The organism is Klebsiella sp. 10-1 (assembly GCF_009758445.1).
Lineage (GTDB): Bacteria > Pseudomonadota > Gammaproteobacteria > Enterobacterales > Enterobacteriaceae > Klebsiella > Klebsiella scottii.
Window position 1 is genome coordinate 1,321,962 of record NZ_WQRE01000001.1, and the last position, 26,128, is coordinate 1,348,089.

At 50.7% G+C, this 26,128-nt stretch carries 27 protein-coding genes and 1 other annotated feature; of the genes, 17 read left to right on the top strand and 10 right to left on the bottom strand.

Annotated features, from left to right (window positions below; all coding sequences use genetic code 11):
• Position 1: 1 nt before the first annotated feature.
• From trpA to trpL, 6 genes are all read right to left on the bottom strand, one after another.
• A complete protein-coding gene (trpA, locus tag GO007_RS06335; protein ID WP_095096970.1) occupies positions 2-811 on the bottom strand; it encodes a tryptophan synthase subunit alpha in 810 nt (269 codons plus the stop codon).
• On the bottom strand, positions 811-2,004 hold the full coding sequence (trpB, locus tag GO007_RS06340) for a tryptophan synthase subunit beta (protein ID WP_095096973.1): 1,194 nt from the start codon (positions 2,002-2,004) through the stop codon (positions 811-813). The genes trpA and trpB overlap by 1 nt, the downstream gene beginning before the upstream one ends.
• Positions 2,005-2,018: 14 nt before the next feature.
• Positions 2,019-3,377: a bifunctional indole-3-glycerol-phosphate synthase TrpC/phosphoribosylanthranilate isomerase TrpF gene (gene trpCF / locus GO007_RS06345; RefSeq protein WP_095096976.1), complete on the bottom strand. Its 1,359-nt coding sequence runs from the start codon at positions 3,375-3,377 to the stop codon at positions 2,019-2,021.
• A gap of 3 nt (positions 3,378-3,380) precedes the next feature.
• A complete protein-coding gene (gene trpD / locus GO007_RS06350; RefSeq protein WP_095096979.1) occupies positions 3,381-4,976 on the bottom strand; it encodes a bifunctional anthranilate synthase glutamate amidotransferase component TrpG/anthranilate phosphoribosyltransferase TrpD in 1,596 nt (531 codons plus the stop codon).
• Complete coding sequence (locus GO007_RS06355) at positions 4,976-6,538, bottom strand: anthranilate synthase component 1 (protein ID WP_095096982.1); 1,563 nt, start codon at positions 6,536-6,538, stop codon at positions 4,976-4,978. The genes trpD and GO007_RS06355 overlap by 1 nt, the downstream gene beginning before the upstream one ends.
• Before the next feature lie 35 nt (positions 6,539-6,573).
• Positions 6,574-6,669, bottom strand: a sequence feature (Trp leader region).
• Complete coding sequence (gene trpL / locus GO007_RS29510; protein WP_143350152.1) at positions 6,646-6,693, bottom strand: trp operon leader peptide; 48 nt, start codon at positions 6,691-6,693, stop codon at positions 6,646-6,648. It overlaps the preceding feature by 24 nt.
• Positions 6,694-6,828: 135 nt before the next feature.
• Between trpL and rnm the strand changes: the two genes are divergently transcribed.
• The gene (gene rnm, locus GO007_RS06365; RefSeq protein WP_076945376.1) at positions 6,829-7,692 is read left to right on the top strand and encodes an RNase RNM; all 864 of its coding nucleotides are present in this window, start codon (positions 6,829-6,831) and stop codon (positions 7,690-7,692) included.
• A gap of 15 nt (positions 7,693-7,707) precedes the next feature.
• Positions 7,708-8,328: an L-threonylcarbamoyladenylate synthase gene (locus GO007_RS06370; RefSeq protein WP_095096985.1), complete on the top strand. Its 621-nt coding sequence runs from the start codon at positions 7,708-7,710 to the stop codon at positions 8,326-8,328.
• Positions 8,329-8,414: 86 nt separating this feature from the next.
• Here the strand turns inward: GO007_RS06370 and GO007_RS06375 are convergent, their stop codons facing one another.
• The 3 genes from GO007_RS06375 to GO007_RS06385 all read right to left on the bottom strand — a co-directional run bounded on the left by GO007_RS06375 (position 8,415) and on the right by GO007_RS06385 (position 11,175).
• The gene (locus tag GO007_RS06375; RefSeq protein WP_095096988.1) at positions 8,415-9,296 is read right to left on the bottom strand and encodes an ABC transporter permease; all 882 of its coding nucleotides are present in this window, start codon (positions 9,294-9,296) and stop codon (positions 8,415-8,417) included.
• The gene (locus GO007_RS06380) at positions 9,293-10,036 is read right to left on the bottom strand and encodes an ATP-binding cassette domain-containing protein (RefSeq protein ID WP_223261757.1); all 744 of its coding nucleotides are present in this window, start codon (positions 10,034-10,036) and stop codon (positions 9,293-9,295) included. The genes GO007_RS06375 and GO007_RS06380 overlap by 4 nt, the downstream gene beginning before the upstream one ends.
• A 206-nt stretch (positions 10,037-10,242) precedes the next feature.
• Complete coding sequence (locus GO007_RS06385) at positions 10,243-11,175, bottom strand: LysR substrate-binding domain-containing protein (protein ID WP_095096994.1); 933 nt, start codon at positions 11,173-11,175, stop codon at positions 10,243-10,245.
• A 106-nt stretch (positions 11,176-11,281) separates the two neighbouring features.
• On the opposite strand from GO007_RS06385, the gene betC reads away from it, so the two are divergent.
• From betC to GO007_RS06410, 5 genes are all read left to right on the top strand, one after another.
• Positions 11,282-12,820: a choline-sulfatase gene (gene betC, locus GO007_RS06390; protein ID WP_095096997.1), complete on the top strand. Its 1,539-nt coding sequence runs from the start codon at positions 11,282-11,284 to the stop codon at positions 12,818-12,820.
• Complete coding sequence (gene choX, locus GO007_RS06395; protein ID WP_223261758.1) at positions 12,820-13,767, top strand: choline ABC transporter substrate-binding protein; 948 nt, start codon at positions 12,820-12,822, stop codon at positions 13,765-13,767. Before betC ends, choX begins: the two co-directional genes overlap by 1 nt.
• Positions 13,764-15,017 carry an anaerobic sulfatase maturase gene (locus tag GO007_RS06400; RefSeq protein ID WP_095097000.1) on the top strand — a complete coding sequence of 418 codons (1,254 nt, stop codon included), beginning with the start codon at positions 13,764-13,766 and terminating at the stop codon, positions 15,015-15,017. Before choX ends, GO007_RS06400 begins: the two co-directional genes overlap by 4 nt.
• Positions 15,018-15,467: 450 nt before the next feature.
• Entirely contained in the window at positions 15,468-17,123 is a 1,656-nt protein-coding gene (locus GO007_RS06405; protein WP_157349085.1) for a tyrosine-type recombinase/integrase, read from the top strand.
• 35 nt (positions 17,124-17,158) lie between these two features.
• Positions 17,159-17,635, top strand: a complete 477-nt coding sequence (locus tag GO007_RS06410; protein WP_143350138.1) for a hypothetical protein — start codon at positions 17,159-17,161, stop codon at positions 17,633-17,635.
• A gap of 29 nt (positions 17,636-17,664) precedes the next feature.
• On the opposite strand, the gene GO007_RS06415 is transcribed toward GO007_RS06410, so the two are convergent.
• Positions 17,665-17,904: a hypothetical protein gene (locus GO007_RS06415; protein ID WP_095097006.1), complete on the bottom strand. Its 240-nt coding sequence runs from the start codon at positions 17,902-17,904 to the stop codon at positions 17,665-17,667.
• Between the two features lie 2,273 nt (positions 17,905-20,177).
• Here GO007_RS06415 and GO007_RS06420 point away from each other — a divergent pair.
• The 10 genes from GO007_RS06420 to GO007_RS06465 all read left to right on the top strand — a co-directional run bounded on the left by GO007_RS06420 (position 20,178) and on the right by GO007_RS06465 (position 26,055).
• Positions 20,178-20,369 carry a hypothetical protein gene (locus GO007_RS06420; protein WP_143350139.1) on the top strand — a complete coding sequence of 64 codons (192 nt, stop codon included), beginning with the start codon at positions 20,178-20,180 and terminating at the stop codon, positions 20,367-20,369.
• A 15-nt stretch (positions 20,370-20,384) separates the two neighbouring features.
• Positions 20,385-21,341: a hypothetical protein gene (locus GO007_RS06425; RefSeq protein WP_189339825.1), complete on the top strand. Its 957-nt coding sequence runs from the start codon at positions 20,385-20,387 to the stop codon at positions 21,339-21,341.
• Between the two features lie 10 nt (positions 21,342-21,351).
• Positions 21,352-21,555: a hypothetical protein gene (locus GO007_RS06430; RefSeq protein WP_095097009.1), complete on the top strand. Its 204-nt coding sequence runs from the start codon at positions 21,352-21,354 to the stop codon at positions 21,553-21,555.
• Positions 21,556-21,558: 3 nt separating this feature from the next.
• Entirely contained in the window at positions 21,559-21,711 is a 153-nt protein-coding gene (locus GO007_RS06435) for a hypothetical protein (RefSeq protein ID WP_157349086.1), read from the top strand.
• Positions 21,711-22,355: a phage baseplate protein gene (locus GO007_RS06440; protein ID WP_095097013.1), complete on the top strand. Its 645-nt coding sequence runs from the start codon at positions 21,711-21,713 to the stop codon at positions 22,353-22,355. Before GO007_RS06435 ends, GO007_RS06440 begins: the two co-directional genes overlap by 1 nt.
• A 102-nt stretch (positions 22,356-22,457) precedes the next feature.
• Positions 22,458-22,832 carry a hypothetical protein gene (locus GO007_RS06445; protein ID WP_095097016.1) on the top strand — a complete coding sequence of 125 codons (375 nt, stop codon included), beginning with the start codon at positions 22,458-22,460 and terminating at the stop codon, positions 22,830-22,832.
• Between the two features lie 292 nt (positions 22,833-23,124).
• Positions 23,125-23,571 (top strand): hypothetical protein, encoded by a 447-nt coding sequence (locus GO007_RS06450; protein WP_095097022.1) that lies wholly within the window; start codon positions 23,125-23,127, stop codon positions 23,569-23,571.
• Between the two features lie 811 nt (positions 23,572-24,382).
• Positions 24,383-24,625: a hypothetical protein gene (locus GO007_RS06455; protein WP_032754115.1), complete on the top strand. Its 243-nt coding sequence runs from the start codon at positions 24,383-24,385 to the stop codon at positions 24,623-24,625.
• 2 nt (positions 24,626-24,627) lie between these two features.
• Positions 24,628-24,999 (top strand): hypothetical protein, encoded by a 372-nt coding sequence (locus GO007_RS06460; RefSeq protein WP_095097025.1) that lies wholly within the window; start codon positions 24,628-24,630, stop codon positions 24,997-24,999.
• Between the two features lie 15 nt (positions 25,000-25,014).
• Positions 25,015-26,055: a major capsid protein E gene (locus GO007_RS06465; RefSeq protein ID WP_095097028.1), complete on the top strand. Its 1,041-nt coding sequence runs from the start codon at positions 25,015-25,017 to the stop codon at positions 26,053-26,055.
• Positions 26,056-26,128: the final 73 nt, after the last annotated feature.

Below are 26,128 nucleotides of genomic sequence, written 5' to 3' on the forward strand. Positions count from 1 at the left end.
GTTACGCCGCTTTAGTGGCGGCTTTAAGGCCCTGCACAAAAGCCTTCAGCTCGGCCAGCATCGTTTGCGGATCGCTGAGGTTACGTTCGATGATTTTGACGATGGCGGAGCCGGAAATCGCCCCGGCGGCACCGGCGTCAATCGCGGCGGTAACCTGATCGGCGGCGGAAATACCGAAGCCCTGCAGCGGCGGCGCGGCGTTATACTCGCGCAGCTTCTCAATGAGATGATGCAGCGGCAGGGCGGCGCGGTTTTCCGCCCCGGTGACCCCGGCGCGCGACAGCAGATAGGTATAGCCGCGACCAAAGGAGGCGATCTGGCGCAGCAGATCGTCATCGGCATTCGGCGGACAGATGAAAATGGGCGCGATATTGTGCCGCATCGCCGCCTGGCGGAACGGCGCCGACTCTTCGATGGGGACATCGGCGACCAGCACGGAATCCACGCCAACCCGCGCGCATTCGGCATAGAACGCGTCAATGCCGGGGCTGAACACCAGGTTCGCGTACATCAGCAGGCCGATAGGGATCGTCGGGTGCTTGTGACGGATCGCCGCCAGCATCTCGAAGCACTGCGCCGGCGTTACGCCGGCGGCGAACGCACGCAGGGCTGCGCCCTGGATCGTCGGGCCATCGGCCAGCGGGTCGGAGAAGGGAATACCCAGCTCCAGGGCGTCGGCGCCCGCTTCGATCAGCGTGTCGATGATTTGCAGCGACAGAGCCGGATTTGGATCGCCAAGCGTCACGAAGGGAACAAACGCGCCTTCCTGGCGGGATTTCAGTTGTGCAAACAGCGTCTCATAACGTTCCATCAGATTTCCCCTCGCGCTTTCAGAATATCGTGTACGGTGAAGATGTCTTTATCGCCGCGACCGGACAGGTTAACCACCAGCAGCTGCTCTTTTTCCGGATTTTCACGCATCATTTTTAGCGCATGGGCCAGGGCGTGGGAGGATTCCAGGGCCGGAATAATCCCCTCATGGCGGGAGAGCTCTTTGAAAGCCTCCAGCGCTTCGTTGTCGGTTATCGACACGTAGTCGGCGCGGCCGGTGCTGTTGAGGAACGCATGCTGAGGGCCCACCGACGGGAAGTCCAGCCCGGCGGAGATAGAGTAAGATTCTTCAATCTGGCCGTCATCGGTCTGCATCATCGGCGATTTCATGCCGAAATAGATGCCAATGCGACCGTGCTTCAGCGGCGCGCCGTGCTCGCCGGTTTCAATTCCGTGGCCCGCCGGTTCCACGCCGATCAGGCCGACGTTGGTTTCCTCGATAAAGTCAGCAAACATGCCGATTGCGTTGGAGCCGCCGCCGACGCAGGCGATGACCGCATCCGGCAGACGGCCTTCGCGCTCGAGGATCTGCGCTTTGGTCTCTTCGCCGATCATGCGCTGGAATTCGCGGACGATGGTCGGGAACGGGTGCGGGCCGGCTGCGGTACCGAGCATATAGTGAGCGGTATCGTAGCTGCCGGACCAGTCGCGCAGCGCTTCGTTACAGGCGTCTTTCAGCGTGGAGGAGCCGCTGTGCACCGGGATCACTTCCGCGCCCATCAGACGCATGCGGAAGACGTTTGGCGACTGACGCTCAACGTCTTTCGCGCCCATATAAATGCGGCATTTCAGGCCGAGCAGCGCGCTGGCGAGCGCGGAGGCCACGCCGTGCTGTCCGGCACCGGTTTCGGCAATGATTTCGGTTTTGCCCATGCGCTTCGCCAGCAGCGCCTGGCCCAGCACCTGGTTGGTTTTATGCGCGCCGCCGTGCAGCAGATCTTCACGCTTGAGGTACAGCGTGGTGCGGGTGCCTGCGGTCAGGTTACGACATTTGGTCAGGGCCGTTGGGCGACCGGCGTAGTTTTTCAGCAGGTCGCTAAATTCAGCCTGGAACTCAGGATCTTTCTGCGCGCTGACGAAAGCTTCTTCCAGCTGGCGCAGGGCGGGCATCAGGATCTGCGGGACGTACATACCGCCAAATTCGCCAAAATAGGGGTTCAGTAAAGTACTCATTATTGCATTGCTCCTTAATATGCGCGCAGCGTCTGGAAAACCGAGGCCAGCTTGCTGGCGTCTTTAATACCCGGCTGCGACTCAACGCCTGAATTAAAATCGAGTCCGGCACAGCCGCTTTTGGCGGCTTCTACGCAGTTATCGGCACCGAGTCCGCCTGCCAGCAGGACGTTACGCAGGTCCTGGCCTTGCAGAAGCGTCCAGTCGAAACGCTGGCCGCTGCCGCCCTGGCCGTTATCGAAGAGATATTTATCGACGTGCTGCAGGTTGCGTTCCGGCAGCGTGTCGCCCACGCTGAGCGCTTTCCAGATCTGGATTTGACCCGGCAGCCGCGCACGCAGCGCGTCGATATAGGCCTGGTCTTCGCTGCCGTGCAGCTGAACCGCAGCCAGCCGCAGGCTCTCTGCGCGGTCAGCCACCTCCTGGAGCGGCGCATCGCGGAACACCCCGACGTAGCGCAGCCCGGCGGCCTGGATAATCTCTTTAGCCTGCGCCTCGTTGACGACGCGCGGTGAGCCAGGGACGAAAATCAGCCCGCCGTAGAGGGCGCCGGATTCATAGGCCACCTGCGCGTCCTGAGCACGGGTCAGGCCGCAGACTTTGTTTTCACCGAGCAGCACGCGCTTAACGGCCGCGTCGAGGTCATCGTGCTCCATCAGCGCTGAGCCAATCAGGAAGCCGTTAGCAAAGTTGCTGAGATCGCGAACCTCGGCGTAGGTATGAATCCCGGATTCGCAGATCACGGTGACGTCATGGCCCAGACGCGGCGCCAGCTGGCGGGTGCGGTTGAGGTCAATCGACATATCGCGCAGATCGCGGTTGTTGATCCCGACCACCTTCGCCTTCAGCGCGATGGCGCGCTCCAGCTCTTCTTCAGTACTGACTTCGGTCAGCACGCCCATGTTCAGACTGTGCGCGACGGCGGCGAGCTGGCGATACTGTTCATCGTCCAGCACCGACAGCATCAGCAGGCAGGCGTCGGCCTGATAGTAGCGCGCGAGATAGATCTGGTAAGGATCGATGGTGAAATCCTTGCACAGTATCGGCTGCGGTGCGATGGCGCTGACGATGGGCAGAAAATCAAAGCTGCCCTGGAAATATTTCTCATCGCACAGCACCGAGATCGCCGAGGCGTAGTTTTTATACACTCCGGCGATGGCCGCCGGGTCAAAATCCTGGCGAATCAGGCCCTTCGACGGCGAGGCTTTTTTGCACTCGAGAATAAACACGCTGCGCGTCCCGGCAAGGGCATCGTAAAAGTTACGCTGCGTCGGGACGACCTCGTTTTGAAAACTGGCTAACGGCTGCTGCTGCTTGCGGGCTTCTACCCAAATCGCTTTGTCGGCAACGATTTTTGCTAAAACGGTCTGCATTATTTACCCTCTTGCCGCTAATGCGGTCACTCTGTCATAGGCCGCTCCGCTGCGCAGCACGTCAATCACCTGTCGGGCGTTGGCTTTCAGGTCTTCATGCCCGTGTAAACGCATCAGCATAGCGACGTTGGCGGCGACAGCGGCTTCGTGAGCGGCTTCACCTTTACCTTGTAGTAAGCGCGTCAGAATGTCACGGTTTTCTTCCGGCGTGCCGCCGGCCAGCTGTTCCTGGTGATAAGGCGTCAGGCCAAAATCATCCGCGGTCAGCTGATAGCTTTTGATCTCGCCGTTATTCAGCTCCGCGACCACCGTCGGCGCGTGGAGCGACACCTCATCCATGCCGCCGCTGTGGACGACCGCTGCCCGCTGGTAGCCCAGCACGCGCAGGGTTTCCGCGATAGGCAGCACCAGCTCCGGGCTGTAGACGCCAATCAGCGCCAGCGGCGGATGCGCCGGGTTAATCAGCGGCCCCAGCACGTTGAACAGCGTCCGGGTCTTCAGCTGCTGACGGACCGGCATCGCGTGGCGAAAACCGGTGTGATATTTCGGCGCAAACAGGAAGCAGACGCCCAGCTCATCCAGCGCGGTGCGGGATTTATCGGCGTTCATATCCAGGTTGATGCCGAATGCGGCCAGCAGGTCGGAAGAGCCGGATTTGCTGGAGACGCTACGGTTGCCGTGCTTCGCCACCTTCAGCCCACAGGCTGCGGCGACAAACGCGCTGGCGGTAGAAATATTGATGCTGTTGCTGCCGTCGCCGCCGGTGCCGACGATATCGGCAAACGGGTAGTCAGGACGCGGGAACGGCGCGGCATTTTCCAGCAGGGCGGTGGCCGCTCCGGCAATCTCCTGCGGCTGCTCGCCGCGCACCTTCATGCTGACCAGGGCGGCGGCCAGCTGCTCGGGCTTCACTTCGCCGCGCACCACCGCAGAAAACAGCTGGTGGCTCTCCTGCTGGCTGAGGGTTTCCGCCTGATACAGCTTTTCCAGAATCGGCTGGATGGTATTGGTTTGCTCCAGCTTCTGCAGCGCCCAGGCCAGCGTTTGCTCCAGCAGACGCGCGCCCTGGGTGGTAAGAATCGACTCCGGGTGGAACTGGAAGCCGCAAACGCGATCGGCATCATGACGCACCGCCATCACCATCCCGTTATAGTTGGCGTTGATGGTCAGCCCGGCCGGAATATTGCTGCCGACCAGCGAATGGTAGCGGGCAACCGGCAGCGGGTTAGTCAGGCCGGCAAACATCGCCTGGCCGTCGTGCTCGATGCTGGAGGCTTTACCGTGCAGGATTTCGCCCGCCTGGCCCACGTAGCCGCCGTAGGCTTCAACAATCGCCTGATGGCCAAGGCAGATGCCGATGATCGGCAGCTTGCCGCGCAGCCGGGTCAGCAGCTCCGGCATGCAGCCGGCTTCGCTCGGCGTGCCCGGGCCTGGGGAGAGCATCAGCACCGGATTGTCCATCGTGCCGATACGCTCAATTAAGGTCTGCGCCGGAACCGAGTTACGGTAAATCACCACGTTATGGCCGTTGGCGCGCAGCTGGTCTGCCAGGTTATAGGTAAAGGAATCGATATTATCGAGCAGCAGAATGTCGGCCATTAGAAAGTCTCCTTAGCGTGGTGGGCTTGGGCAATTGCGCGCAGCACCGCGCGGGCTTTATTTCGGGTTTCATCTGCTTCTGACTGAGGCACTGAATCCAGGACAATACCGGCGCCGGCCTGAACGGTGGCAATGCCGTCCTGCACGTAGGCAGAGCGAATCACGATGCAGGTATCCAGGTCGCCGTGGGCGGTGAAATAGCCGACGGCGCCGCCGTAGCTCCCGCGACGCTTGCCCTCGGCGGCGGCGATAAGCTGCATCGCGCGCACCTTCGGCGCTCCGCTCAGGGTGCCCATATTCATACAGGCGCGATAGGCATGCAAAACGTCGAGGTCGTTACGCAGCTCGCCGACCACCCGGGAAACCAGGTGCATCACGAAAGAGTAGCGGTCGACTTTGGTCAGGTCGGCCACGTAGCGGCTACCCGGCGTGCAGATGCGGGCGAGGTCGTTACGCGCCAGATCGACCAGCATCAGGTGCTCGGAGAGCTCTTTATGGTCGGTGCGCATTTCGAGTTCGATACGGCTGTCGAGATCGCGATCCAGCGAACCGTCGGCGCGACGACCGCGCGGGCGGGTACCGGCAATCGGGTAGATCTCAATCTGGCGGCTGACGGCATCGTACTTCAGCGAACTCTCCGGCGACGCGCCGAACAGGGTGAAGTCGTTATCCTGCATAAAGAACATGTACGGGCTCGGGTTGCTCTTCTTCAGCACGTCGTAGGCTGCCAGCGGCGACGGGCAGGGCAGAGAGAAGCGACGCGATGGCACCACCTGGAAAATTTCGCCGGCGCGAATTGCGCGCTGCATTTTGCGGACCACGGCGCCGTACTCGTCGTCGCTCTGGTCGCAGTCGCAGGTCATCTGCTCTACCGCGGTGACCGGCAGCGGCGCCGGCGGTTCGTTGAGCTGCTGGCGAAGCTGGGCGATACGCTGCGTCAGACGCTGCTTTTCGCTCGCCAGCGGCGTGAACAGGCTCGACTGGATGCGGGTGCTTTTGCTCTGGTGATCGATAACCAGCAGCGTTTCCGCCAGGTAGAAGCAGTAGTCCGGGCAGGCGGTGTCGCTTTCCAGAGGCGGCAGGTCTTCGAAACCGGCCACCAGGTCATAGGCAAACAGGCCGCCGAAGAACATCGCTTCGCGCTCGTCGTGCGGAACGGTCACCAGATCCTGCAGCAGGCGGAAGGCGTCAAAGACCGACAAAGAGCACAGGCGGGCGTCTTCATCCAGCAGGGCGCTGACCGGCGGGAAGGTTAAGGTCCGGCCGTTCGGCTGACGCAGATTTTCGATGCCGGAGGGCAGAGCGTTGTCGAGTAAATCCAGCAGCGATGCGCCGTTGCTGGAAAGCGCCTGAATGGTGACAGTGTCACCTAAGGCGGTGATGCGCAGCGCGCTGTCAACCAGCAGCAGGCTCTTTAAATCATCCTTACTGTCGATATCGGCAGATTCCAGCAGCAGGGTTGCCGGACGCGCGCCGCACAGCTGGTGGAACAGCGCCGTCGGGTTTTCGCGATAGATGGCGTCGCTGGTGAGAAGCTCGAGTGCCGGTTTTGATGTTTGCATTATTGTTCTCGCCTGTTCGGTATAATAATTTGTCCAATAAAAAGCCCGCTCATTGGCGGGCCGGGTATCTGTATGCTGAGTGCAAAACGCGATCACGCCGCCCGTTATCAGGAGGTGCGCCACCAGCCGTGCAGAGTGATAATTTGCGTTTTCATCGTGATACCCCTTCATGTGAACTTGCGTACTAGTTAACTAGTCCAGAGGAATAATGTCAACCCCTGTTTGCAGATTTTCTCCGCGAGTCGGTATGATAATGCGCTTATTTAAGTCCATGTCCAGCAGGAGTCATCTTGAGCGATACCCTTTACGCAGTGATTTACGATCTGCATAGCCATACCACCGCCTCTGACGGGCGGCTGACTCCAGAAGAACTTGTCCATCGCGCCCACCAGATGCGGGTCGGGACGCTGGCGATTACCGATCACGATACCGTTGCGGCCATTCCTGCGGCGCGGGCGGAAATTGCCCGCGCCGGCCTGCCGCTGACGCTGGTGACCGGGGTGGAAATTTCAACCCTGTGGGAAAACCATGAAATTCATATCGTGGGCCTGAATATTGATATTGAGCATCCGGCGATGCTGGCCCTGCTTGATGAGCAGAAGGCGCGCCGCCAGCTGCGGGCGCAGATGATTGCCGAGCGGCTGGATAAGGCCCGAATTCCCGGGGCGTGGGAAGGGGCGATGAAGCTTGCCGACGGCGGGGCGGTGACCCGCGGGCATTTTGCCCGTTTCCTCGTGGAGGCAGGCCACGCCAGCAATATGGCCGATGTTTTTAAAAAATATCTCGCCCGTGGGAAAACCGGTTACGTTCCGCCGCAGTGGTGTACAATAAAACAAGCGATTGATGTCATTCATCATTCTGGCGGCAAAGCGGTTGTCGCCCATCCTGGGCGCTACGATCTCTCCGCCAAGTGGCTGAAAAGGCTGTTGGCCCACTTTAGCGAGCAGGGCGGCGATGCGATGGAGCTGGCCCAATGTCAGCAGGCGCCGCATGAGCGCACGCAGCTTGCCGCGTACGCCGTACAGTTTGGTCTTCTGGGTTCACAGGGTTCTGATTTCCATCAGCCCTGCCCGTGGATTGAGCTGGGTCGGAAACTTTGGCTACCCGCAGGTGTAGAAGGGATCTGGCACAGTTGGGAAACGGCCGCAGAATAAAATTGAGAGGGAAGTATGAGCCAGTTTTTTTACATCCATCCGGACAACCCGCAGGCGCGGTTGATTAACCAGGCGGTGGAGATTGTGCGTAAAGGCGGGGTGATTGTCTACCCCACGGATTCAGGCTACGCATTGGGGTGTAAGATTGAAGATAAGGGCGCGATGGAGCGGATCTGCCGCATTCGTCAACTGCCGGACGGCCACAACTTCACCCTGATGTGCCGCGATCTCTCCGAGCTGTCGACCTACGCGTTTGTCGACAACGTGGCGTTTCGCCTGATTAAAAACAATACGCCGGGCAACTACACGTTTATCCTCAAGGGGACCAAAGAGGTGCCGCGTCGCCTGCTGCAGGAAAAACGTAAAACCATCGGCATGCGCGTGCCGTCGAACCCGATTGCCCAGGCGCTGCTCGAGACCCTGGGCGAGCCGATGCTCTCCACCTCGCTGATGCTGCCGGGCAGCGAATTCACCGAGTCCGATCCGGAAGAGATTAAGGATCGGCTGGAGAAGCTGGTCGATCTGATTATCCACGGCGGCTATCTCGGCCAGCAGCCGACCACGGTTATCGACCTGACCGAAGATTCGCCGGTCGTGGTACGTGAAGGCGTTGGCGACGTGAAGCCGTTCCAGTAACGGAATCCCTCCTCCCCGGCAGCATCGCGATCCAGGCTGCCGGGATCGCGACAGGCTTGCCCCATCCGCGCATGATGCAGGTAGCTTTATTTTGACCTGAGTCGAAATAGTCCGCCGGGAATCGTCCTTCTGGCGCCAGAAGGCTCGCCGCGTCGTGCAAAGCTTGCGGAGAGCCGATCCAGCAGGATGGCAATCAGCACCACCACGAAACCACTCTGCAGGCCAGTGCCAATCTCCAGCTGTTGAATGCTGCTCAAAATATCGTTACCCAGCCCACCGGCCCCGACCATCGAGGCGATGATAACCATCGACATGGCCATCATAATCGATTGATTCACGCCGGCCATAATCGAGGGCTGCGCGGCGGGCAGCTGCACTTTCCACAGCAGCTGCCACGGCGTGCAGCCAAAGGCGATGCCTGCCTCGATGCGCGAAGCGTTAACCTGGCGAATGCCTAAATCGGTCAGGCGCACGACCGGCGGCATAGAAAACAGAATCGTGGCGAAGATCCCCGGAGGGCGGCCAAGCCCGAACAAAATCGTCGCGGGTATCAGGTATACAAAGGCGGGCATGGTCTGCATAAAATCAAGCACGGTGCGAATGATGCTGCCGATAGCCGCGCGTCGCGCGCTCCAGATCCCGAGCGGAATACCGATCAGCAGGCTGAAAAACGTGGATGACAGGGTTAGCGCCAGCGTCACCGCCGCGTGCTCGCTGTAGCCGCTGTAAATGATATACAGCGAAGCAAGCAGGGCAAACAGCGCGAAACTTTTGCCAATTCGCCACGCGCCGAGCCAGACCGCGATAATCACCAGCCCCCACGGCGAAAGCGCATTTATTACGCTCTCGATGCCCCCGGCGAAGCTGTCGATAGCATGGGCGAAACCGTCAAAGCCGCCGCCGGCGTGTACCAGCAGGCGCTGCACGGCGGCGTCAATCTGACGACTGAAATCGAGGGGGTAGCTCATGATGGCTCCTGACGCGCTGTCCAGATATCGGCATAGCTTTCGGCGAGCTGCCAGCGCGAAACGTCGACTCCGGAGAAAAAGTGTTGAACATACGCGGTCGCAGGCGCGTTGATCAGCTCTTCCGGTTTGCCAACCTGCACCAGCTTGCCTTTTTCCATAATCGCAATACGCGTACCGAGGCGCAGCGCCTCCTCCATATCGTGGGTGACAAAGACGATCGTGCGCCGGGATTCCGCCTGTAGCGACAGAAGTAGCGTCTGCATGTCACGGCGAATAATCGGATCGAGCGCGGAAAATGCTTCGTCCATTAACAGCACGGTGGGATCCATGACCAGCGCGCGCGCGAGACCGACCCGCTGCTGCATGCCGCCGGAAAGCTGAGGCGGATACTGTTCGGCAACGTCGCCAAGCCCGACTTTTGCCAGCATGTCGCGAGCTTTCCGATAGCGGACATCCCGGGATTCGCCGGCCACTTCGAGGCCGAACGCCACGTTATCCAGCACGCTGCGTTCGTCAAACAGCGCGAACGACTGGAAAACCATGCCGATATGACGGCGACGCAGGGCGATCAGCTCGGACTCCCGGAGAGCGGAAAGCGTTTTACCCTGGAATATCACCGAGCCGGAACTGGCCGGGAGCAGGTGGTTAAGCGTGCGCAGCAACGTCGACTTGCCGGAGCCGGAAAGACCGACAATGACAAAAATTTCTCCGCCATATATCTTTAAATTGATATCGCTCAAGGCATTAATCGCCGCGCTTTTGGGCGTCGTTGAGAAAAAACGTTTATTCCCGGATGAATAATAATTTTTATTAACTGACCGTAACTCAAATATAGGTTGTAACATGGCGTCAAATTTATTTTAGGGTGGCCTTAAAAAGCTAACATATAAAACCGTTGGTAGCGCTAATGTATTTTATTAAATCAATATGCGTTTTCTGCATTAGCTTATTTGTTTTCTGCGATTAGATGACCGGAAGAGTGAAAACTCCAGGCTTCATCCAATAACCACGCCTTGACCTTTTCCTGCTGCGCCGAGGCTGGTTTAGCATTGGCGGAAATCAGGTAATAGCCGCGTTCGGTACGGTGCATCGGGCCGCACTGTACCAGCTGTTTACTGGCCAGAAACGGCGCGATCAGGGGCTGCCAGCCGAGGGCGATCCCCTGGCCTTCCAGAGCGGCCTGGATCACCAGGGAATAGGCGTTGAAGGTCCGGGAAGCGGCCTGGTGTTGGCCGTGCACCTGATGCTGGCGGAACCAGTCTTCCCACGTCATCCAGCGCTGGGGCCGGGATTCCGGCAGCTTCAGCAGGGGATAATTCAGCAGAGATTCGGGGGAGGCGGTTGGCGCCATTTCCTGCTTAATCTTTTGATTGCAAACGGGAATGACAATTTCAGGGAACAGCCGCTGATTCTGCGTTCCGGCCCAGCTGCCCTGGCCAAAATAGATAGCCAGATCCGCGCTGCTGTCGCGAAGGTTATAGTCGTTGGGCGAGGTGGTTATCTGTACCTCCACCCCCGGAATTAGCGCCTGCAGCCTCTCCATACGGGGTAACAGCCAGTAGCTGGCAAAACCCATATCGGTATCGATGCGCAGGACATTACGCTGCAGGCGCGTGCGTTCGAGCTGCTCGCTGATTTCCAGCAGGCTGCTGCGGACGATCAGATACAGACTATTGCCGGATTCGGTCAGCTGAACGCCGCGATGACGGCGTTCAAATAGCGGTGAATTGACCAGATTCTCCAGCATCTGAATACGCTGACTGACCGCGGGCTGCGATAGCCCGAGTTCATTTCCGGCAGCGGTAAAATTACCTAAACGCGCCGCCGCTTCAAATACCACCAGCGCCTGTAAAGGCGGAAGCTGTAATTTCCCTGCCATAAATTCACCTTATGCCATAATAAAAAAATAGCCACTTCACAGGGCCTGTCGATACATGAGATAAGGCTAACACGTTTTATTAATTATTTTACTTCGCAGGTAGGTCATGCTTATAAATAAACCGAATATCGTTATTCTGATGGCCGATCAGTTAACTGCCAGCGCCTTAAGAGCGTACGGGAATAACGTTAGTTTGACGCCAAATATAGATAAATTAGCCCGTGAAGGGGTGGTATTTGATTCCGCCTATTGCAACAGCCCGCTGTGCGCGCCATCGCGAGCATCGTTGATGACCGGGCAGTATATTTCCCGTAACCAGGTGTATGACAACGCCGCCGAGTTCCACGCCGACTCGCCGACCTTTTGCCATTATCTGCGCGAACAGGGCTACCGCACCTGGCTGTCGGGGAAAATGCACTTCTGCGGCCCCGATCAGCTGCACGGCTTTGACGAACGGCTGACAACGGATATCTACCCCGCCGATTTCGGCTGGACGCCGGACTGGCAACACCCGGAACGCCGTCTCGACTGGTATCACAACATGAGCTCGGTGCTGGAAGCCGGCGAGTGCGTGCGCACCAACCAGCTCGATTTCGATGATGAGGCATTATTCCTCGCCCGCCAGCGCCTGTATGACGCCGCCCGTCGCCCCGAAGAGCAGCCGTTTATGCTGCTCCTTTCGCTAACGCATCCCCACGATCCCTTCGCGATACCCAAACGCTACCTCGATCGCTTTGCGCAAGAAGATATCGATATGCCCGTCACGCGCGGCAAAGATATTGCAGACGATGCGCATTCGGCGCGAATGCGCGCCATGTATCAGCTGGAACCGGGCTTGATCCACGATGAGCATATTCGGCGCGCCCGCCACGCCTACTACGGCGCCCTGGCCTACGTTGATGATTGCTTTGGCGAAATGGTGCGTACCCTCGAAGAGACGGGGCTGGCCGAAAATACCGTGGTGGTGGTGATTGCCGATCATGGGGAAATGCTCGGCGAGCGCGACCTGTGGTACAAGATGAACTTCTTCGAGAACGCCGTGCGCGTGCCGTTAATCGTGCATAACCCCGCGCGCTTCGCGGCCCGTCGGGTCAGCGAAAGCGTATCGCTGGTGGATCTTTTACCCACCCTTGTCGAGCTTGCCAGCGGCGAAGATCGCAAAGCGCAGGCCATCGCCCCGCTGGACGGCAACAGCCTGGTGCCGCATCTCCAGGGGCTGCCTGGGCCGGACGGCGCGGTGAGCGAATATTTGGCCGAAGGCGCGCTCGGGCCGATGCTGATGTTTCGCCGGGGCGAATGGAAATACATTCATTCCGCCAGCGAGGCGCCGCAGCTGTTCAATTTACGCGACGATCCCCATGAGCGGGTGAACCTCGCGGCGAATGAGCATTACCAAACGGTCGTGCAGGCGTTCGTCGATGAAATCCGGGGGCGCTGGGATCTCGATGCCCTCTACCAGCAGGTGCTCGCCAGTCAGCAAAAACGGCTGTTTTTGACCCAGGTCGCCGGACGGGATGCCATTCCGAACTGGGACTATCAGCCGTTTCAGCGCGCATCAACGCGCTATATCCGTAACCATCAAACCCTGGATGAGCAAGAGGCGTTCGCCCGCTATCCTTCCCCCGTGAAACACCAGGAATCATAATGAAAATGAAACGCATGACCCGACTGATGCTGCTGGCGGTTGCCGGCTGGTTGCCGCTGAGCGGCTTCGCCGCCGATGACGCGCGCTGCGCCACCGTTACGCAGTCCGATCCGGGCTGGACGGATATTGCGGCGACCAACGCCCTTTCCGGGACGATACTGAACGCGCTGGGCTATCAGCAAAAAGTGCAAAACCTGTCGGTGGCGCTGGCGTTTCAGGGGCTGAAAACCGGCCAGGTCGACGTGTTCCTCGGCAACTGGATGCCCGCGCAGGAACCGGTTATCAGTAAGTTCACCGCCGATGGCGCGATTAAGGTGCTCGGCACGAATCTTCCCGCCGCCCGCTTTACGCTTGCCGTACCGGATTACGTCGCCGCCGCTGGCGTAAAAGATTTTGCCGACCTGCAAAAATTTGCCGATAAGTTCGGCCATAAAATTTACGGCATTGCCCCCGGCGCGCCGGCTAACCTCAGTCTGAAGAAGATGCTTGATGCGCATGATTTCGCCCTCGAAAACTGGACGCTAGTCGAGTCCAGCGAAAGCGGCATGCTGGCGCAGGTGGCGCGCGCGGTGGAGCGTCAGCAGTGGATCGCGTTCCTCGGCTGGGAACCGCACGCCATGAACACGCGCTTCCGGCTGGTCTACCTCAGCGGCGGCGACCGGTACTTTGGCGCTAACTATGGCAGCGCTACGGTGAATACGGTGACGCGGAAGAATTTTGCCGCTGAATGCCCGAATCTGAATCGCTTTTACAGCCAGCTGACATTTAACGTCGGGCTGGAAAACGCGGTGATCGCCCGGATGCTGGACCAGCAGCAAACGGCGCAGCAGGCGGCGCGAGAAGAGTTAAAACGCCGTCCGGAGCTGCTGGATAGCTGGCTGGATGGCGTGACCACGCGCGGCGGCGAACCGGCGAAACCCGCGGTTATTCGCTATCTCGGGCTATGAGTCATCATTTCAATCAGTTCCAGCTGATGGCGAAGCCGTCGGGGTCGGTGTGCAATATCGATTGCACCTACTGCTACTATCTGGAAAAGCGGCGGCTCTATCCGCAGCAGCAGGCCCGCTGGAAAATGGACGGCGCGACGCTGGAAAACTACGTGCGGAAAAATATCGCCAGCCAGCCGGGGCAAACGGTTCATTTTCACTGGCAGGGCGGCGAGCCGACCCTGCTCGGGATTGACTTTTTCCGCGAGGCGCTGCGGCTACAGGAGCGCTACCGCAGCGGGAAGCGCATCGACAATGTTTTTCAAACCAACGGGATAAAGCTCGATGATGACTGGGCCCGGTTCCTGAAACAGCACGGTTTTCTCGTCGGTCTCTCCCTCGATGGCGATCGCCTCAGCAACGATGCGTATCGCCTGACGCGCGGGGGGAAAAGTACCTTCGACGCCGTTATTCGCGGTCTGGAGGCGCTGAAAAGGCACAATGTGGACTTCAACACCTTGACGGTGGTGAATGCGGAAAACGTCAAACGGCCGCTGGAAATCTACCGTTTCCTTAAGCATATCGGCAGCCGCTACATGCAGTTTATTCCGCTGGTGGAGCGGCGAGCCGCACAGCCCGATGCCAACGGTCTGACGCTGATTTCTCCTGATTTTTCCGCGCAGTGCCGGGTGACCGAATGGTCGGTGCCGGCCAAAGCGTACGGGCGCTTTCTCAACGCTATCTTCGATAGCTGGGTGCAAAACGATATGGGAAGCGCGTTCGTGATGAACTTCGAGCAGACGTTGGCAAAAATAGCCGGCAGATCCGGCTCCTGCGTGATGAGCGAAACCTGCGGCGACAATCCGATCGTGGAGTCCAACGGCGATATCTATTCCTGCGATCATTTCGTTTATCCCGAGCATAAGCTGGGCAACATCAACCACGATAGCCTCTCCGCGCTGGTTAACTCGGCGCAGAATATCGCCTTTGCCCAGCGTAAGCGGACCAACATCGGCCGCGAATGTCTTAACTGTTCGCTCCGCCCGGTCTGCAACGGCGGCTGTCCGAAGCACCGCTTCATGCTGTCCGACGATGGACGACCCAATAAGAATTACTTCTGCGACGGCTACATGCTGCATCTGCGCCACGTTTTACCGATTATGCAGACGCTGTTGACATTGATGCAGCAGGGGCTCGCGCCGGAGAGGATCAGGAAAATCCTCGCGCAGCATTATTACCGGCAGAGCGGGGGCGCTAAGGGCGGCGACTGAGCGCCGCAGTCTCCGGAGGAGAGAGCGCCATGCTTGTGGTCGCGTGGCCAACAGCAACTACGGGCGGCAGGCTTGCGACATTTTATTGCTGCATAGCGCAGGATTTCGCACCGGGACAGGGATAAATGACCGCGGCTGGTTCATAATCAATGCAGCCCACCGCCGGGCGCCGCTGCCAGAGCGCGGCGAATATAACCTGAAGAAGCATTCATTTTGAAGTTAGTGTAATATGTGCGACCACGTTTGCAGGCGTGTCTCAGTCGTGACGGTTATCAGACTCCGGCTGCGGTACCCCTTCGGGACAAAAGTATTTACCTAACAACAGGTCATGACTTTATTAACTTGTTGTTTCATAAAGTATATCAGACGCCTGGGAAGGCCATAAAACTATATAAGAAATCAAGTTGTTAGCGTTAACTCTATGAAATATATAACAAAAGGGTCAACGCAATGGGTAACAGAGTGGACAACAAAGCCCCGAAATTCACTACCAAACGCGGCAACACTTACTACATCAATTTTCGTCTTCCTGATGGAACCTTCTTTCGTCGCAGTCTGAGCACTGATTCATTAAAAGCTGTCCAAGTGACGATGAGTCGTCTAAGCCCATATATTCCTCTCGTTCAAAATGGCTCGCTATCTGTCGAGCAATTCAAAATGCATATTGACGGTTTCAGAGAAGCCACCCAGAGGGATTTTGATACCTATTTGTTGGATTGGTTGAGGCTAGGCGTTGATGAGGTTAAGCGGATGCCGGAACTCGGACGACTGAACAAGTCAATTTTCCCTGATACTCCTATTTCAGCATCAAAGAGTGTTGAGGAGGCTAAGGGGCAATCTGAGACCCTTCTAAACCGTGTCTATAGCGGGGATGACTCTACCGCTCGGATGTTACTTGCCACTTTGCACCAGAAGAAAGTTTCTTTCGGTCAAAATGACCTAGACCAGGCTTATGAGGTGGCGGGGCAGATTGATATGCATCAGGCTATGTTACATCAGGCATATGAGGCGTTCTATGCTGGTGATATTGTCCGTTATCGTGCTCTTGTTGAATCCATGCAATCACAATTGGCTGAAACTGAGAGACGAAAAAAACCAGCAACTAAACAGGCTGTTGTAACTGTTGATGCTCCTGAAGATGACAATACACCGTTACTTTCTGAGGCCTGGAAGCTGTTTGTAGCTGAGAAGGGGAAAACCTGGGCTATCACCATAGCTCGTGAGAATAATCGTTTCTATGAGGTGCTGATGCATGTTTTAGGGGATATTCCTGTGGGGAGTATCACCAAACAGCACATACGCCAAACTCTGGCAGTGATTGAGAACCTGCCACGCCGAAACGTGAAACCCTACTCAGAGATGACGTTAGAGGAGTGCATAGACTTTGATGTTCCTGAAGACGATTTGATCAGTAGTGCCAACGTCAAAAAACACCTCAAGATTTATTCCTCGTTTTTCAAAGTTTTCCTTAAAGATGAAAAGGATATCTTAGAAAAGGCTCCCACTGAGGGGATTAAATATGAGGTGACGGAGAACAAGGGCGGACATTACTCGCGGCCTGAGATGCAACGGCTCATAGAACGGTTATCTACGTTTACCGATTGGCGTAAAGACTACTTCCTGACTTTGATCTACACAGGTGCTCGCCGGGGTGAAATGGCAGCTATACGCAAGGAGCACATACGCAAGGATGAGGAGTCAGGGCGTTATTACATTTTTATTGCGGACGGTAAAACGGAACACGCACAACGACAGATTCCAATTAGTAAAAGTATTGAGGCGCTGTTGTTAGCTCGAATTAAGCCCCTTAAAGATGGTGATCTTGTGTTTAACGACTTGCCAACCTACGAATATACCGCTATTCAATGGCGTAGTTTAATGGATGATTGCAATGTTCCGAAATACAACGAATTTGGGCAGAAGAGGGTGATTCATGCTTTGCGCCATACCTTCATATCGGAGGCTATAGCGAAAACGGGTAACGCTGCACTCGTTCAATTCGTTGTAGGGCATAGTAGAACGCAATCACTAGGCATAACAGCAAGATACACACACAGACCACCATTGCATGATCTATTACAAGTTGTAGATAGTGTGAACTGGTGATATCACCCATTTGAAAGTTAACGCAGGTGTAGCCAATGGCTGGAAATATCAGAATTTATTATGACTACGAAAATACTGAACATACTTTAGATGTATGGTCTGACGCAAACTCACCACTAAAAAGTGACCCGAAAGTAATGAATGCTGTTTTGGCTGAATTACCGGGACATGCTGCACCAAGTATCAAACGTGTTGTTGAGTTAACAACAGACGGAAAACCTATGATATATGATGAGTTTCGTATAGAAGACCCCGACACCGGTCTCCCATATGGCTTACTTTATACAAGACTTGGGCATGATGGCTGGGTTTATCTAAGCGATATCAATAGTTATGGTGCACGTATAGGCAAGGAACTACAGGGGGAGTATTTTACGATGGAAAAGGGACATAATTATACCACGAATGATAAAAAACTCTTTCCTGCAAATGCTAAGGTTGATTGGGAGCGTTTAAGTGTTTTTTGTAATGAGCATGAGTATCATTTAATTCCGTGGTCTCCATCATTATAGAGTTTACGGGCTTTTACATTCTTTATAAATCAATTACTAGCCTCTGTATCGAACGTTTTGGCATAGGGGCATTTTCCTTTAGTTAAATAGGTGAATGTGTAATTGCTGTTCTCATAGATGCATAGCGTTTTTCCGTTCTCCGTCTGTTCCTCCTGTGGGTTGGTTAGGGTGATTTGTCCGGCTCTTGCACTGATACAATAGAGCAGGGCTAGCACAATGAATGCAGGTATCAGCAGTTTTAACAGAATGCCTTTCCCGTCTCTTTTCATGAATCCTCTCCTTAGTGAACCAAGTCACCGTACATCACCGTACAATTAGCAGAAATGCAAGAACATGATCACTGCTGAACGCACTGTAAATGCGACCCATTCTCATTTAATTCATAATTTCAAAATATCCTATAAATTTCAATGTGATAACATTTATAAACTCTAGTTTGCATAGTGTTATGTTATGCGGTGGCTATGCATACTCGCTGCATAAAAGTTTGAATAAAGACAGTGTGTTATTGCAAATCTATAAAATTCAATAAGTTATTGTTTGGTGGGGTAGGTCACGCCATCGTAGGCGACAGGTTTAACATGTCATTAATGATAATGATTCTTAATATCATTTATAGTTGCAGATTGATTGTTTTTGCACGAAAAGTTTCATTCGAAAGATTACGTGAAAACTCGTTCAGCATCCTTCCGGTGTCCTCTTGCACATTACATACCTCTAAGCCTTGCTACGCCTTGCTACGCCTGGCTTTGTCTCTCTTTGCACATAATACGCTATTGCACATAATTCCTCTAAAACAACTTAAAACAGCCTTTCTTTTCATTGATTAAAAGGGGGTATTAATTAGTATTAAGAGGGTATTAATCAGTATTAAACGTTAATTAAATTGTATTTATTGCACATGAATATTGTTATGACAATTATATGTCACCATAGGGGACAGATACACCTCCGTAGGAGATAAGGGGGTATCAATATCGATAGGGGTAACAAAGTTTTGTGGGGGGTTAAAGATTGAAAGTTACGTTTTGGCACTTTCATATGTCCCCTATGGGGACAGTTAAATGGCTATGTGTCCCCAACGGGGACAGTTAACTCTCCTATCTGTCCCCATACGGGACACTATAAGACTAATATATATAATACTAAATAAATAAAACTATCTTTTAATCTTTTAATAATATTTAAAGAATGATCTAAGCGTTGGCTTTGCCACCCTACGGGAACGCTTAATAGTATATGACAGCTTACGCGTCATGAAAGATTATGGCATAGCTTCCACTCCTCTTCGATTCGTGCAAACTAGCCACTGGCTAAAGCTCATTCGCTAATGCTCATTCACTAAGCCTAAGTAACCTTCAAACTCTTACACTCTATAATAAGAAGAAAAAGACCTTCTTATTCTCTTCGTGCAAGGTTTTAAGTTAACTTAGGTTTATGCATGTAGATAATGTGAATGTTTCTTTTATGCAAATTCTAGTTTATTAAGAGACTGTTTTCTTTTTTTAGTGAGAGTGAGGGTTGGACTGACAGTGGTCAGCCCTTACGGAGAATACTTGAGCCTTAGCGATAGTATGATACTAAGTAGAATATTCCTTTATGAGTCAGCGAAGCGTAGAGGTTATCGCAGATAGCCGATACTCATTTGAAATGTGTCATAACACATTCAAGAATTACTATACTAACCTCACTATCTACTATGCAAAAGGAAAACCCCCTTTCACATAGACTTTTCGAGAGATATCCCCGTTCACTAACGAGGGGAACACTAACTCCTACAACTCCCACTCAATAAAAGAAAAAGCCCTTTTATTTCATGCAAGCTGTATAGAGATAAGTCTATCTACAATTCATAGCTCACACTCATTCTTTCGTGCAAGCTCTTCATTAAGATAGATCTATGCAATAATACCTTTTGTTGATAACTGCAATATTTTTCTAGTAAAATTTCTATCAACAATAACTGTGCAAACTTCCCCAACTATACCCCTCACATTCATTCGTGCTAAAGCCGTGCAAGGTTGCACTCGTGCAGACTCTTGAGAGTCTATTATATATAGCGAATTTACTAAGTGTATGAAACTAAAAGAAAATATACCCCATTTTTCGCCAGTTTTACCATTAAAAATACAAAAAGTGGCGATAAACTTACTATAACTATTAGTGTGCAATAATAAAAAGTTCAATTTTTTATTTACATAAGCGCTATTGTAATTAAATTTTTGAACTTTTCTAGAATATTTCTGAGAATATACCTATGCACACTAAAGCCGGATTTATATACTGTTATATACTTTATCTATATAAATCAAGTATGTAACATTTGTAAACCCTATTGACTTTTCGTAAAGTGCTAAAAATAGTGCACTTTTTTTGCATTTAGGTATTGACAATATAGTGATAACGTGTTAGGATAGTTTATATAGTGATGAGTTAAACAAATAAGCCTTCACTACAAAGACGTTAACCGCAACGCACTGTGAGCCTTCGGGCGGCACGGTGTTTTTTATATGTAACCATAATAGAAGGAGCCAATATAATAATGGCAAATACAAAATACCCCGATGTTCAAGCAATCCTTGATGCGCTGCTTAGTGGTGAACTTAGTCGAGCACAGGCGCAGCGAAGTAAGAATGTTGCAAAGAGTTTAGGACATACAGAACGATATGAACGCTACCGCCGCTCTGTGGCATTGTTTGATCAAATTATGCATATCAAAACTATTAAGGATTAACAGCAAGGGGGGGAATTGGCATACTCAACATATGATGATATTTATTGGAGTGACGTAGATTTAGATAGCGATTACACAACAAATGAAAAGTTATTATCTCGTTATGAACCTTCTCAGCAACATCCACTCTCAGATTTCTCTAATACTAACGAACAGCTAACAGTAATTAATGGTTATCTTTACCGGGTTGATAAAGAAACTGGCGAGATATACCATTATGGTGATGATTGGCAAGAATATGTAGTTGGCGGTGATATTGTAAATCATATTTTTCTTCAATACAGTATCGCTGATACAGCTAAATCTAAAAAAGCACACCGTGAATACTCTAACAAGCTGGGAGATAAATCAACAAACGCAGCACACAACGGAATTAAAGAGTATGCGCACATACTGAATAAACGAGACTTTGAAAAATTATTCATACTGTGTAATGAGGTTGACCGTAGAAATCTTGTCTTTATCAAACGTAATAAACTCTGTGACATCCTGAACACCTCATACGACCATTTAAAACGAGTCCTAAATCTGCTTGAAGAGAAGCAATATATCAAGGTAGACAAGGCAGAGCATGAAAAAGATACTTTCAAAATCTGGGTTAACCCTTCCTTTATATGGAAAGGTGATTATTCTAATCGTTGGTTATCTGCTTACATGCAAGGATTTGATATTTTACCTCGTATTAAGCAACGAAAGGAGTCGGTATCAATATTTGCTATTACCGAAAAGGCACTGAATGATTATGATGTCTGGTATGCAGAACACGGTCATTATGCACCTTCACCATTATCAAGAGATTGGTATGAAGAAATTCAACGTTATGACAATGCATACGGTGAATCTCAGAGGAAAGCAAAAGAAACCTACGATAAAAAAATGGCAATACTCAACTCTGCAATATCTGAGAATGCTTTTATTAAGGCGTGCTTGGGGGTAGAACAATACAGAAAAATTCTTAAGAATTTTAAATAAAGGAGAATAAATGACGAATATCGATGCTGTATACAGGCATTTATTGTGCTCTCATACACGTAAACTAAAACAGATTCAGGAAGATTTAGGTCTAACACGCGAGGATGTATTATTGAGCATCAAGAGTCTCATTGAAGAGGGCATTCTCCACACTAAATCCCCAGCCTTGAAAGGCTTTAATAAAAACCTAATCAGAGAAATCACTCAGGAGTAAATAATGCAGGAATACGAATATACAGAAAATGAAAAATCGCTCTTTAGAAGCATAGCTGAAGGTTTAGATCTTACATATGAAGAACTTGAATCCAAAATTATCAAGGAATATCTGGAAAACCTCCTCGATAGAATCAAATATAACAGAGGGGAATAATGACTACAACAGTTAACGACACTTCCAGCACTAAATCAACATCCAGCACTAAAGCAGAGAATGGCTTCTGTGTTATCGCAAGTATGGCTAACGAGTCTTCTGCGAGCTACATTCAGGAATACAGTGCTCTATCCTTCGATAGTGTCCCTCAAATTGGTGTAAAGCGTAAAGCAGACGTTTCCAGTTACGCGATCGAATCTGGAAGCGAAGTGAGTGACCATATTCAGATTAAAAATGATTCAATCAATATATCCGGCTGGATTACAGAGAGTCCTATTGAACTACGAGGCGATATTATCTCTTCAAGTGGTGCAAATGGTACCCGGGTGAGACAGGCTATTGACTGGCTTAACGCTACATTTGAAGCCCGCCAAACTATATCACTGGTTACAAGGGACGCTGTATTAGAGAGTGTCGTCTTAACAGGAGTATCTTATAACTACGACGATGCACTGGATGCAATGAAATTTGATTTGTCATTTGAAAAGATTAGATTAGTGCCTTCTAAAGAGGTAGATGTAATCGCTACTAAGACAAAAAGCACTACTAATAAAGGTAAGACAGTAAAGACAAAGGCACCAACAAGTAACACTCCTAAAAAAGATAGCACAGTTACTACCCTGTCATCCCAATATAATTCCTAAATAAATTCGGAGCTACCAATATGGATTACGCAGAAGCATTAATAAGTTTTGCCTTATGGGGCATATTAATATCAGAAGTAACACACAAATACTGGAGGAACGTTGAGTAAGAATAGAAATATATTGAATGTTAACAAATTACAGCTTAGAGCAGTAGCCAGAAATAAAAGAAAATCTAAAGAAAAGAGCGTTCCTAAGTGGGATGCTATTCCAGAATATGACGACCCCCCAGCACTCACACAGGAAGAACAGGAAATCATTGATAGTATTTGTAATAATAACGTTTTTTATTCTCCTCGTAAACGAATAGCCACTAAATTTAACGATGAATTAGAAAGGTGGCAAGCGTTAGGCTTTAAAAGTGAAGATGAGCATATTGCATGGAAGAGACTTAATAACAGGGATGAGGCGTCTAGCACTTATACAGACCTTGCAGACACTATCCTAAAAATCACACAGGGACAGAAAATTGACTGAATATAATACAATATATGAAATGGTGCAAGCCTATGCTAATTATTGCAATGACAATGACATGCTGCATGGGCGCACTGACCACCCGGACGGGGATTATTACATGTATTTCACCTCCGGGAAGATAAATCAAAAACAGCAAGATACAGTCGTATTCTGTTTCACTAAAGAAAAGAACAGCGATAATAGATATCCTTCTTATATGATTCAGACAAGCTGAAGAGTGAATAACACTCTTATCAAATATAATGCCCCTGTAAGGGGCTATAACACACTTTAAATAAAAAGAGGTATAATGAGTAGCATTAATAGTTTGAGCCGTGGTAAGGGCAGAGAAGCAGTAGAGAAATATAACCAACAACAAGCTATCCTGGAAACTCCTGTAGGGACTTCAGAAGAAGCAGAAGCCTATCATCATGTTAAGAACAATAAGATCACATATCTTGATATCTTTTCTGCATACAACGATGAACTGAATGGGAGTGTCTTAATCAACCTCACCACAGCCATTGATAACTTCTATAACACCCCTACAGCTAATAATTTGAATACTGTCAGTGAAGAGATTAAGATCGCTAACAGATTTATTAAAGAGGCTTCAGAAGTTATGGAGGTTTGTATTACTAATAATCCTGATAGTGCAGAATTAGCTACAGAGATTGACATTTATCAGAGTGCTACAGAGTGTATTCTAGGTGAAATTGCACAGTTAGCATCGAATATTACAGGAGAGGAGGCGTAAGCCTCTCTTCACTCTTTAAGGCCTCCTTTATGGGGGCACTTGAAATAAAACTCGTTACAAGGTGAAATACAATTTCAATTGTCACTTGAGCGTATTTTATTTCACTTTTCTATTGACAAATACATATTTTCATGTTAATATTATCTTATAGGGTAAGATATTTTCCATTCCCCTGCAACCATTCTCTTTGAGAAACTCAATTACTCCTTATTTAAGTTTCTTCTGATTCTTTCGTTTATTCTCCAATGTGTTGAGGGTTTGCTCTGCTTACTGGATCTAACACTGGTTTGTAGAGCAGGGAAGTCGTCTGGAATATTTTGTGCAATCACACTTTATATTCATATTAGACGGTTTCTCAAAGAGAATGCATCGGTATGCACCTATGAGTCGTTTGGTTTTTACCTGTATTTCAAAAGAATACCAGTATTCCGAGCCTCCAGACGGCTCTTAAGTGTATATCTATCTAGATTACACAATTTTGTTATTGACAATTAGTCAATTGCTTTTATCACAGATTATGCAATGCATAGTGTATGGGAACGCAAGCGACTCTTATCGGTACCAAAAAATATCATCGAGTAGCTCCGATGCAGGGCGAAAGTCCTTTACAGGTGGAATTGAGAAGCCCACTTGTATAAACAAGAAAAATATATGCCAATATTTTAAAACTAGTCAAAGACAGCCCCTTTTGGGGCTTCTTTTTTATCTACTTGAAATAATTCTATTTCACTCTTTCAAAGTTACTTTTGATAACAATCACAACAATTGAAAGTCACTTTTAAAGGCTCATTACATACATAGAGAATATAATATGAAGACAATCAATAACAAATCTATGTCCCTTTCTGATTTTACTACCACTTGTGAAAAAGTAGCAGAGATTATGAAGTGTGACGTAAATACTGTTATGCGGGAAGCCGCTAAACGACTTCTTGATGAAGAGCAAACCCTTGTTAAAGGGCTTAACTACTCTGAATTGGAAACTCTCTCTCAAGAAGAAAAGACTAACGCTTTCATTGAAAAAATGAAGAAACATAAGAATAGGAATAAATAATAATGGCAAATTTTGGTAAAATCTCTGGTGGCACTAAACTAGATAATAGTGTTATTGCTTACACCGCTGACCATGTCCTACAGGATATGAAAATCAGTTACCCTGATGGCATCCCTGCTGATTTGGTAGCTGGCTCTGTTGTCTCCCTGAGTTCAGGCGCAATGGCAACCTCTACAGATAATATTAGCGTTGTAGTCTCTCCTTCTGTTGCAGGTCAGAAATTCCTCCGTGTAGCTCGCACCCCTTTTGCAATGCTGATTAAAGAAGCGCTTATTGTAGATAGCTCTCTTACTCTTGATGAAGTTGTAGCAGCTCTGACAGCACAAGGCTTTGCATTCACTGATTATGCAGAAGTAGCACTCCGCACCACCTAATAAGGATAATAATAAATGTCGGAACTAATGAATCTATTTACTGGACAAAATGCCAGTTTTGCGTCTCCTTTTGAGTTCGCTAATAAACAAAATAAAATCATCACCTCTCTCGGTTTATTCCGTAGTGAAAACCACGATGTAAATAAAATTGCCCTTGACCGTATCGTAGATGAGAAGATGCTAAAAGGTCTGGAGAGAGCAATGCATGTTCAATCTGACTGGAACAGTGCAAGCCTTCCTGAATTTGGAACATTCCTCTATCAAATGAAGTACTCTAACTCCCTGAACTCTGTAACGAGTCGTGAAGTAGAAGAGTATCGCCGCCGTGGGGCTATTGTAGAAGATAGTATTGCTGCTGTATTGAGTGATTTCTCTGATGCACAATATGATCAGATGGCTAATACTGTAGAAGCTGATTTGATTAGTGCTCTGCTGGCACTGAAAGTTGAATCTCAGTATGCAGGACAAGGTGATTTAGATTTCCTTGAACTGGCTGAAACCACTAAGACAGGCTTTGCTCTTGATATAAGCTCTTCTGCTAACGTATTCCAGCAACTGAGCGCAATCAACCGTGTAGTGAATGTTAATCTGGGAACCAGTCTTGCACAGCAACGCACCGGAACAATTATCCTTGCTGCTGGCACTGCCGCTGACGCTCTGCATTATCACACCAGTATTAAAGACTTCCTTCTTTACACTGTCCCTATGGGGAGTGATGCAAACCTGTTTACTCAGATTCAGGGTGCTAATCCCGCATACGAAAGCTGGATGCTGAAAGGGAATATTGTTATTGACGTGACTGGATACACTCAAATCACTGATGTAATCGGTGAGAATGGATTTGTGGTTATTCCTAAAATGTCAGATGCGTCTAATGCATACGTCCTACATACAGGAATTGGCACACGCCATGCCACGCTGGGTAAAGAAAGTGGATTGTATCACCAATACATCACCACTGACCCACAGTGGAACTATCCAAGCATTGCAACTGAAACGGCCTATCTGCCGATTGTAAATATTCCAGATGCAATTGTATTTGGTGGAGTAGCTTAATAGCTACTGAGTAAAATATAAGCCTATAGGGGTGAGGGAGACAACCGAAAGCAAATCGGCCCCGCTCCTATGG